This is a genomic window from Enterobacter sp. MGH 24 (assembly GCF_000493015.1).
GTDB lineage: Bacteria > Pseudomonadota > Gammaproteobacteria > Enterobacterales > Enterobacteriaceae > Enterobacter.
Window position 1 is genome coordinate 20,519 of sequence record NZ_KI535657.1, and the last position, 9,785, is coordinate 30,303.

At 52.0% G+C, this 9,785-nt stretch carries 8 protein-coding genes and 2 tRNA genes; 5 read left to right on the forward strand and 5 right to left on the reverse strand.

Annotation, left to right across the window (positions count from 1 at the left end):
• Positions 1 to 109: 109 nt before the first annotated feature.
• A complete protein-coding gene (gene mgrA / locus L370_RS21600; protein WP_023332938.1) occupies positions 110 to 1,108 on the forward strand; it encodes an L-glyceraldehyde 3-phosphate reductase in 999 nt (332 codons plus the stop codon).
• A 127-nt stretch (positions 1,109 to 1,235) separates the two neighbouring features.
• Positions 1,236 to 1,577, forward strand: a complete 342-nt coding sequence (locus tag L370_RS21595; RefSeq protein ID WP_023332939.1) for a DUF2502 domain-containing protein — start codon at positions 1,236 to 1,238, stop codon at positions 1,575 to 1,577.
• A 32-nt stretch (positions 1,578 to 1,609) separates the two neighbouring features.
• Here L370_RS21595 and L370_RS21590 read toward each other — a convergent pair whose 3' ends face one another.
• A complete protein-coding gene (locus L370_RS21590) occupies positions 1,610 to 2,848 on the reverse strand; it encodes an Nramp family divalent metal transporter (RefSeq protein WP_023332940.1) in 1,239 nt (412 codons plus the stop codon).
• Positions 2,849 to 3,196: 348 nt separating this feature from the next.
• Between L370_RS21590 and L370_RS21585 the strand changes: the two genes are divergently transcribed.
• The gene (locus tag L370_RS21585; RefSeq protein WP_008501591.1) at positions 3,197 to 4,384 is read left to right on the forward strand and encodes a NupC/NupG family nucleoside CNT transporter; all 1,188 of its coding nucleotides are present in this window, start codon (positions 3,197 to 3,199) and stop codon (positions 4,382 to 4,384) included.
• A gap of 45 nt (positions 4,385 to 4,429) precedes the next feature.
• On the opposite strand, the gene L370_RS21580 is transcribed toward L370_RS21585, so the two are convergent.
• The 3 genes from L370_RS21580 to L370_RS21570 all read right to left on the reverse strand — a co-directional run bounded on the left by L370_RS21580 (position 4,430) and on the right by L370_RS21570 (position 7,027).
• A complete protein-coding gene (locus L370_RS21580) occupies positions 4,430 to 6,619 on the reverse strand; it encodes a sensor domain-containing phosphodiesterase (RefSeq protein WP_032643518.1) in 2,190 nt (729 codons plus the stop codon).
• Between the two features lie 215 nt (positions 6,620 to 6,834).
• A tRNA-Ala gene (locus L370_RS21575) sits at positions 6,835 to 6,910 on the reverse strand.
• A gap of 41 nt (positions 6,911 to 6,951) precedes the next feature.
• Positions 6,952 to 7,027 (reverse strand) — tRNA-Ala (locus L370_RS21570).
• A 217-nt stretch (positions 7,028 to 7,244) separates the two neighbouring features.
• On the opposite strand from L370_RS21570, the gene L370_RS21565 reads away from it, so the two are divergent.
• Both L370_RS21565 and L370_RS21560 read left to right on the forward strand, forming a co-directional pair.
• A complete protein-coding gene (locus L370_RS21565) occupies positions 7,245 to 7,607 on the forward strand; it encodes a YfeC-like transcriptional regulator (protein WP_023332942.1) in 363 nt (120 codons plus the stop codon).
• A 1-nt stretch (position 7,608) separates the two neighbouring features.
• The gene (locus tag L370_RS21560; protein ID WP_032666484.1) at positions 7,609 to 7,992 is read left to right on the forward strand and encodes a YfeC-like transcriptional regulator; all 384 of its coding nucleotides are present in this window, start codon (positions 7,609 to 7,611) and stop codon (positions 7,990 to 7,992) included.
• Positions 7,993 to 8,043: 51 nt separating this feature from the next.
• On the opposite strand, the gene gltX is transcribed toward L370_RS21560, so the two are convergent.
• Positions 8,044 to 9,459, reverse strand: coding sequence for a glutamate--tRNA ligase (gltX, locus tag L370_RS21555; protein WP_023332944.1), 1,416 nt, complete (start codon positions 9,457 to 9,459; stop codon positions 8,044 to 8,046).
• Positions 9,460 to 9,785 lie beyond the last annotated feature (326 nt).

A 9,785-nucleotide genomic window follows, 5' to 3' on the forward strand; every position in this document is an offset into this window, starting at 1 on the left:
TAGGACATGGAAAGAATGCTTTACAAAAAAGGCTGCGCTATGCTGCTTTTTTTCACGTTAATGTAAACGCATACACTGACTTTTTTCTTCAGCGCCTGAGGTCACAAGAATGGGTTATCAGCCGGACAAAAATCGTTACCAGACAATGGAATATCGCCGTTGCGGCCAAAGCGGGCTCAGGCTGTCCGCCATCTCGCTTGGGCTATGGCATAATTTTGGCGACACCACACTTATCGAAAACAGCCGTCAACTTTTACAGCGCGCGTTCGACCTGGGTATTACGCATTTCGACCTTGCCAATAACTATGGTCCCCCTCCGGGGGCGGCCGAGCGTAATTTCGGCCGTATTTTGCAGGAGGATTTCCTGCCCTGGCGCGACGAGCTCATCATCTCCACCAAAGCGGGCTATACCATGTGGGAGGGTCCCTACGGCGATTGGGGGTCTCGCAAATATCTGCTGGCAAGCCTCGATCAAAGCCTGAAGCGCATGGGGCTGGAGTATGTGGATATCTTCTATCATCACCGTCCCGACCAACAAACGCCGCTGCTGGAAACCATGAAAGCGCTTGACCATGTGGTACGCCAGGGAAAAGCCCTGTATGTCGGGTTATCCAACTATCCTGCAGAGCTGGCCCGCAAGGCGATAGATATCCTTAATGACCTCGGTACGCCCTGCCTGATCCACCAGCCGAAATACTCCATGTTTGAACGTGCGCCGGAAGCGGGACTGTTGGACGTGTTGCAGGAAAAGGGGGTTGGCTGTATTCCCTTCTCGCCGCTGGCTGGCGGGCAGTTGACCAACCGCTATCTGAACGGCATTCCGGCAGACTCCCGCGCCGCAAGCGGCAGTCAGTTCCTTAACCCTGACCAGATCACCGAAGAGAAGCTGGAGAAGGTAAGAAAGCTGAATGCCCTGGCAGAAAGTCGCGGCCAGAAGCTTTCTCAGATGGCGCTGGCTTGGGTATTACGCCATGAGAATGTGACGTCAGTGCTGATTGGGGCAAGTAAAGCGGCGCAGATTGATGACGCCGTGGGCATGCTGCAAAACCGCCATTTCACTGCGGAGGAACTGGCCCGTATAGAAGGGATTCTGAGCAGCTCAAAATAAAATCACTTTTAGCAAAAAGTGCTCTCACCCAGGAATTCGGAGTTGAGGCGATGAAACGAGCCTTTACCAACTCGTAATATTGCGTTAACAGGCCCCACAAGGGCCCCGATCGTGAAGGAGAAAGAGTATGTTCAGGTCACTGATTCTTGCAGCGGTATTACTGGCTTCAGCCCCGCTGATCGCCACTGCGGGCGAAATCACCCTGTTGCCATCAGTAAAATTACAAATTGGCGATCGTGACGACTACGGCAGATACTGGGACGGTGGCTACTGGCGCGACCGTGACTACTGGAACCGTCACTATGAGTGGCGCGGAGACCGCTGGTGGAAACATGATAACGGCAGACACCGCGGCTGGTATAAAGACAACGCGTATGAGCGCGGCTACCGCGAAGGCTGGAACGATCGTGACGACCGTCGCGGCGGCTGGGGCCACGGCAAAGGTCATGGCCACGGCCACCATCACTAATAAAAAAGGAGCCCCTGCGGCTCCTTTTTTTGTTAGAGCCCCAACGCTGTGCCAATTAGCAGCCACAGGTTCAGCGCCACCACTACCACCACGATGGCCCACCCGGTCCGTTTCACCAGCGTTGAGTTGACCAGTTCGCCCATCAGGGTTTTGTTGCTGGTAAAGATCAGCAGCGGCACCAGCGCCAGCGCGATACCAAAACTCAGCAGCACCTGGCTCATGACCAGAATTCGCGTTGGGTCGAGCCCCATCAGAATCACGATAAATGACGGGAGCATGGTTACAGCGCGACGAACCCACAGCGGAATGTGGAACCGAACAAATCCCTGCATCACCACCTGCCCTGCCAGCGTGCCTACCACCGTAGAAGACAGACCTGCGGCCACCAGGCTGAGACCAAATATCGTGGCCGCAGCATGGCTCAGTAATGGCTCCAGCGTGAGATAGGCCTGGTCGAGATCGGCAATACCGGTATGACCGTTAAAATGGAAAGCGGCGGCAGCGGTGGCCATCATCGCCAGATTAACAAACCCCGCGATGGTCATGGCGATCGCCACGTCCCATTTGGTGGCGGAGTAACGCTCTTTACGCGTCCCACCGTGGAGATGCTGAGTCAACGAGGAGTGAAGGTAAATCACATGCGGCATGATGGTCGCCCCCAATACCCCGGCGGCCAGGAACACCGCTTCCGAGGTTGGCAGGCTTGGGATCACCATACCTTTACCAAGCTGCGCCAGATTCGGCTGTGAGAAAATCAGCTCGACGATATAGGCCGCCGCGACAAACAGCAGCAGACCGCCGATGACCTTCTCCAGCGGCTTTTGTCCCCGACGCTGCAGCATCAGGATCAGGAAAGTGGCAATCCCGGTCAGTACCGCACCCTGCAACAGCGACACGCCCAGAATCAGCTTAAAGCCGATCGCCGCGCCGATAAATTCAGCGAGGTCAGTGGCCATGGCGATGATTTCCGCCTGGACCCAGTAGAGCCAGACGGCAGGACGCGGATAATGGTCGCGAATTTGCTCCGCCAGGTTTTTACCCGTTGCAATCCCAAGCTTTGCGGAGAGCATCTGAATCAGCATCGCCATCAGGTTAGCCCAGACGACCACCCACAGCAGCTTATAGCCGAAGCTGGCCCCGGCCTGAATATTGGTCGCAAAGTTACCTGGATCGATATAGCCAATGGCAGCGATGAACGCAGGTCCCATTAATGCGAACCGCAACTTGCGCGCGGCTCTGCCACTGCTACCCTCTACGCGACTGTTTGTCATTTCTGCCTCTGAAATATAGCCTTTGCTATGTTTAATGCTATCAAAATGAGAATGATTATCAAGATCATTTGTGAAGTTTACAGTGATTTCTCTGATAGCTTTGAACGATAGACGGGCGGGTAAGTGGGGCGATCGAACAGAAACTGAAATCGCGCGCGCTTTTGTGAAGACTAGCACACAAACTTAACTTTTCACTCATTTACCTAACATAACAAAAATGTATTGTGGATCACTATTTTTGAGACTCGTCACAGGATGTAACTATAGTGTGTCCTCGATCTCGTTTTCTTTTCGCTTGTTACATAGAATGTGCACGAAAATTAAACCTGCCTCATATTTGGAGCAAATATGGACCGCGTCCTTCATTTTGTCCTGGCACTTGTTGTCGTTACTGCACTTGCATTGCTGGTCAGCACAGACCGCAAAAAAATTCGTATCCGTTATGTTGTCCAACTGCTGGTCATTGAAGTTTTACTTGCGTGGTTCTTCCTGAACTCCAACGTAGGCCTCGGCTTCGTGAAAGGCTTCTCCGAAATGTTCGAAAAACTGCTCGGATTCGCCAACGAAGGGACCAACTTTGTCTTTGGTAAAATGAACGACGAAGGTCTGGCGTTCTTCTTCCTGAAGGTTCTGTGCCCAATCGTCTTCATCTCCGCGCTGATCGGTATTCTGCAGCACATCCGCGTTCTGCCGTTCGTTATTCGTGGAATTGGCTTCCTGTTATCCAAAGTGAACGGCATGGGCAAGCTGGAATCCTTTAACGCCGTCAGTTCCCTGATCCTCGGTCAGTCTGAGAACTTCATCGCGTATAAAGATATTCTCGGCAAAATGTCCCGCAACCGCATGTACACCATGGCGGCAACTGCAATGTCTACCGTTTCCATGTCTATCGTGGGCGCGTATATGACCATGCTGGAGCCAAAGTATGTTGTTGCGGCGCTGGTTCTGAACATGTTCAGCACCTTTATCGTTCTGTCGCTGATCAACCCATACCGCGTTGACGCCAGCGAAGAGAACATCCAGATGTCTAACCTGCACGAAGGCCAGAGCTTCTTCGAAATGCTGGGTGAATACATTCTGGCCGGTTTCAAAGTGGCAATTATCGTTGCCGCCATGCTGATCGGCTTCATTGCGCTGATTTCTGCGCTGAACGCCCTGTTCGCCGCAGTGCTGGGTATCTCCTTCCAGGGGATTCTGGGCTACATCTTCTACCCGGTTGCATGGGTGATGGGTGTTCCGGCTCACGAAGCGCTGCAGGTAGGGAGTATCATGGCAACCAAACTGGTTTCTAACGAATTCGTTGCGATGATGGATCTGCAGAAAATTGCCAGCACGCTTTCTCCGCGCGCGGAAGGCATTCTGTCCGTGTTCCTGGTCTCCTTCGCGAACTTCTCATCTATCGGGATTATCGCAGGGGCGATTAAAGGTCTGAACGAAGAACAGGGTAACGTGGTTTCTCGCTTTGGCCTGAAGCTGGTTTACGGCTCTACGCTGGTAAGCGTCCTGTCTGCTTCCATCGCGGCACTGGTCCTGTAACGTTTATCCTTAAACAAAAAACCGGGAGCCTGGCTCCCGGTTTTTTTATGCCCGCAACTCTTCCAGCGGTTTCGGTTTACCTATCAGGTAGCCCTGCAGGTAATCCACGCCAAAGCGAAGCAGCATCTCCCGCTGTGCCGGTGTTTCGACGTATTCCGCTACAACGCACAGCGATTTTGTCTTCGCCAGATTACACATCGACTGGACGATCATCGCATCCATATCGTCGGTACAAATGTCTTTAACAAAGCAGCCGTCAATTTTAATGATATCTGCCTGCAGGCGTCTGAGACGCTCGTAGTTGGCGTAGCCGGTACCAAAATCATCAATGGCAATCCGGAAACCGTAATCCCGCAGTTGCTGAATATTGTGGATGCTGCAGCCCGAATTTGAGAAGGCCTGCTCTTCGGTGATCTCAATCACGACGGCCTGAGGCGCAACGCCGTAGCGTTCAAAGAGCGCGCAAATCTCGGTCGCCACCTCTTTTTGCATCAGCGTGAGCGGCATCAGATTGACAGAGAAACGGGTGCCAGCCTGCTTTACAGGGTTATCGCGCAGCCACAGCAGTAATTTCTCCATGATGCTCATATCAAACCGGTGGCTCAGGTTGAACTGGGCAATCAACGGAATAAAGCGGTCAGGAGTGAAGATCTCGCCCTCGCTCTCCATACGCGCCAGAATTTCGTAATACCCGCTCCCGTCCGCCTTCTGGATCGGCTGCGCGTATAAATGGAATTGATCCGTCTCCAGAGCGTGCTTAATCCGCGCCAGCATCAGGACGCGCTCTGTTGTTTGCCCAGATGCCGCCTCGAGGCTATTCGTGAGTGCGAGAACGTTTTGCGCTCCGCTGGCCTGCTCTGCCAGCCAGCTCAGCTGCCCCAGCGTGTGATGCAGCTTTTCGCCATTTTCGACCATTCCCCAGGACGCGCCAAACTCAATATCCAGCCCTGCGTTGTTCCAGAAAATCTTACTGCTGTTGAGCCGATCGACCATATGCTGGAGGCGTTCAGCAATTTCCGGCCCGAGCAATACCAGCACCAGCTCGCTTCCGGGCAACTGGAAGAGCATCTCATCTTTTTGCAGGAGCGGCTGAAGCGATGTGGCGATCGTTCGTTTGCAATGAACCCGCATAATAATCCCGTAGTGGCGGCTCAAAAATTCCAGATTATCCATGCGCAAAATGCACACTTTGGCATCTGGATGAATCTCAAGATAATCTTCCAGCGCACGGATGTTCGGTAACCCGGTCAGCGGATCGGTGAGCGCTCTGTCCTGCCAGCCCCGCTTGAGCCATTCGCTACGTTGATAGATCCGCGACATGTAAAGCAAACAGATAGCGAAAGAGATAAGCACGGACAGGATAAAAGAGAGCGAATGGCCCGATTCCACCCCGTTAAGGAAGTTGTAGTTGTAGGTCAACAGCAGGAGCGCAGATGCAGCCCACAGCAGAGAGATAAGCGCATAGGTCAGGCGGCTTATCGCCAGGGTAAAAAGAATAAAAATCAGCGGCATCAAATAGCCGGCAATGACGGGGGATTCAAAAGGACCACATAAAATGACGAGAATGAAAATTAAAAGCATCAGCCAGACAAAAATATATAATGAATTCTTGTGAAAAAACACGGGCTTCACGCTTTGCCGCCAGAAGTTCCTCGCGTAGCGAGGATTAATTATCATTCTTAATGGGTAATAAAACATCATGGTAAAAATCAACGCCGCACATATCAGGCTCAGTATATCCACAACGTTATAAATTACCGTTCCTTCGCCGAAAAATGTCGAGATTGTGACAGGAAAATCAAACAAATAGCCTGCCATATACATCGACAGCTTAATACCTATCGGCACGATAAAACCAAGCCAGAATATACGTAAACCGATGTGCTTGTTAGGGATGCAGTAGCGCCAGCGCTTACCCAGTATGATGCGCAGAACGCCGCACGCCGTGAACAACGCAAAGGTCTGACAAAACAGTAATACTGCATATTGTAGCGGTGCTAAATTAATATAAAATAGATTAGTGACAGTAAAACCTAACACAATGGGAAGAATAGCCCTGCGCCCAAATAGCAGAATTACCGCCAGCATAACGCTTAGCGGTAGCCATGCTAAATAAACGTCGTGACCATTAACAATTGCGCGGGGAGAGAGATAACGGGAGACAGGTACCGTAATCAGGCAAAGTATCAGGGCAATTATAAATATCTTTACATTCTTATACGTTTTTCTATTCATTAAGCTGATGAGTATATTATCCGTTCGAATCATTGACCGGATGGATAATAGGTTTATTAATTGCACGAATCAAGTTCAAGTCTATTTATAGACTGGTTTATTGATGTCGATTGAGGTGAGGTATGGGAATACCTTCTTTTTGATAACAAAATACGGGGATGGGTGTTACAAACACATAAAAAAAACCCTCGTCTTTTGACGAGGGTTTACAATTTTGGTGGAGCTAAGCGGGATCGAACCGCTGACCTCTTGCATGCCATGCAAGCGCTCTCCCAGCTGAGCTATAGCCCCACATGTTACTTTACTGACCGCACTCTGTTGGGTTCAGAGTTTGGTGGAGCTAAGCGGGATCGAACCGCTGACCTCTTGCATGCCATGCAAGCGCTCTCCCAGCTGAGCTATAGCCCCATCGTAAAGCTGTCATGTTGACGGGCGGCATAATATGAATTCCTCTGCGGAGTGTCAACGGCAAAATCAATCCCAGCCATTCAATCGCCGAAAAATCATGCAAATGAATCACTTTGCGAGCCTGCTCGCAGCCAGGAGTTAAGCCTGTCACGTTTTCACGTAAAACGGTGCTATAAAATGAGCCGTTAATTAACCCCACAGATATTCAGGAAATTGCATGATCAAGGAACGAATGACGCCAGAAGAGTTAGCCCTCCTCACTGGCTATAGCCGCCAGACCATCAATAAATGGGTACGCAAAGAGGGTTGGATTACGTCACCAAAACCAGGCGTCCAGGGCGGGAAAGCGCGCCTGGTTCATGTGAACGAAAAAGTCCGTGACTTTATCCGCAGCGCACGTCGGGCAAGTGAAACGTCCGAACTGCCAGACGGCACCAGCCATGACGGTTCGCTTCACACCCTGCTCCTCACGCTGGCCAATGAAATGACGCCGGAAGAGCAGAAGCAGATGACATCGCTGTTAATGCGGGAAGGGATTACCGGATTGTTGCAACGTTTAGGGATACGCGATCGGGACTGATATGAAAAGATTACGGAGCAAAATGACCACGGAAGAGCTGGCGGAAAGTTTGGGCGTTGCCAGACAAACGGTCAATCGCTGGATACGCCAGCAGGGGTGGAAAACGGAAGGGCTCAACGGCGTGAAGGGCGGTCGCGCGCGGCTCATTCATGTCGATGCACGCGTGAAGGAACATATAATGAGTCTCCCGGCGTTCCGCAACCGTCAGGCGGTTTACCACCTCGCTGAGGTCACCGCTTCCTACAGTGCCCCCTCTTCAAATCTCTCTCCCGGCATTATTGAGACGCTGGAGAGTATGACGCCGTCAGAACAGAAGCGTCTGGATGCCTTTTTGAAACGCGAAGGCATTCACGGCTTTCTTACGCGGCTGGGAATCACCGAATAAAAGGCATAAAAAACGGCAGGTTACCCTGCCGTTTTTTTATCTGAGGCGTAATTACTGCTGATTTTCACGTTCAGCGATAAAGTCCAGCGCCTTGTTAATGCGCGCCACGCTGCGTGACTTGCCGATGGCATGAACCGTCACATCCAGCGCCGGAGACTGACCTGCACCGGTCACCGCAACGCGCAGTGGCATACCCACTTTACCCATACCGACTTCCAGCTCGTCTGCCGTCGCCTGAATGGCGTGATGCACATTCTCAGCGGTCCACTCGGTGAGTGCAGCCAGCTTGTCGCGCACCACTTCCAGCGGCTGACGCGCTACCGGGCGGAGGTGTTTCTTCGCGGCATCTGCGTCGAACGCATCAAACTCTTCATAGAAGTAGCGGCAGCTTTCGGCAATCTCTTTCAGCGTCTTGCAGCGCTCGCCGAGCAGTTTCACCAGATCCGCCAGTTCAGGGCCAGTGCGGGTATCAATATTTGCCTGCTCAATGTGCCACTGCAGATACGTCGCCACATATTCTGGCTGCATGGTATTGATGTAATGGTGGTTCAGCCACAGGAGCTTATCGGTATTAAATGCGCTCGCTGATTTGCTCACAGAGCTCAGAGAGAACAGTTCGATCATCTCTTCGCGACTGAAGATCTCCTGGTCACCGTGGGCCCAGCCCAGGCGAACCAGATAGTTCAGCAGCGCTTCCGGCAGATAGCCGTCGTCGCGATACTGCATAACGCTTACCGCACCGTGACGTTTAGACAGTTTCTTGCCATCATCGCCGTTGATCATCGAAACGTGCGCATAGACCGGAACAGGCGCATTCAGCGCTTTCAGGATGTTGATCTGGCGCGGCGTATTGTTGATATGGTCTTCACCACGGACAACGTGGGTAATTTCCATATCCCAGTCATCAACTACTACGCAGAAGTTGTACGTTGGGGAACCGTCGGTACGGCGGATGATCAGATCGTCCAGCTCCTGGTTGCTGAATTCAATTGGGCCACGGATCTGGTCGTCAAAGATCACCGAGCCATCCTGTGGGTTAGCAAAGCGCACCACGCAAGGCTCATCAGCAGCATGCTCGCTGTGGTCGTGGCGGCAGCGGCCGTCATAGCGCGGCTTCTCACCGTTCGCCATCTGCGCTTCACGCAGCGCATCCAGACGCTCTTTCGAGCAATAGCATTTGTACGCCGTGCCCGCGACCAGCATCTCATCAATGACGGCGTTATAGCGGTCAAAGCGTTTGGTCTGGAAATACGGGCCTTCGTCCCATTCCAGATTCAGCCAGTTCATCCCATCCATAATGGCTTCAATTGCTTCCGGCGTGGAGCGCTCAAGATCGGTGTCTTCAATACGCAGCACGAACTCACCTTTGTTGTGGCGTGCGAAAAGCCAGGAATAGAGAGCGGTACGTGCACCACCGACGTGCAGATAGCCTGTCGGGCTCGGCGCGAAGCGAGTTTTGATTTTCATGAAATGGCCTTACGTTATAAAGATGCCGGCAATCGGCAAATCCTGGGGAAAAAACGATGGGCAATATTCTATCACTGTGGGGGGATTCCTCAATGTTGATCCCTTTATCGTGCCCGAGTTTGCGATTTTTGTTTAGAAATCATGCGCCACTGCCCGTTTCGCGATCGTTTTGTCTAATTTTACGACGAACGAATAAAAACTTTAGAAAATGCGTTGACTCATTTTCAACTCTCCCTATAATGCGACTCCACACAGCGGGGGTGATTAGCTCAGTTGGTAGAGCATCTCCTTTACACGGAGGGGGTCGGCGGTTCGAGCCCGTCATC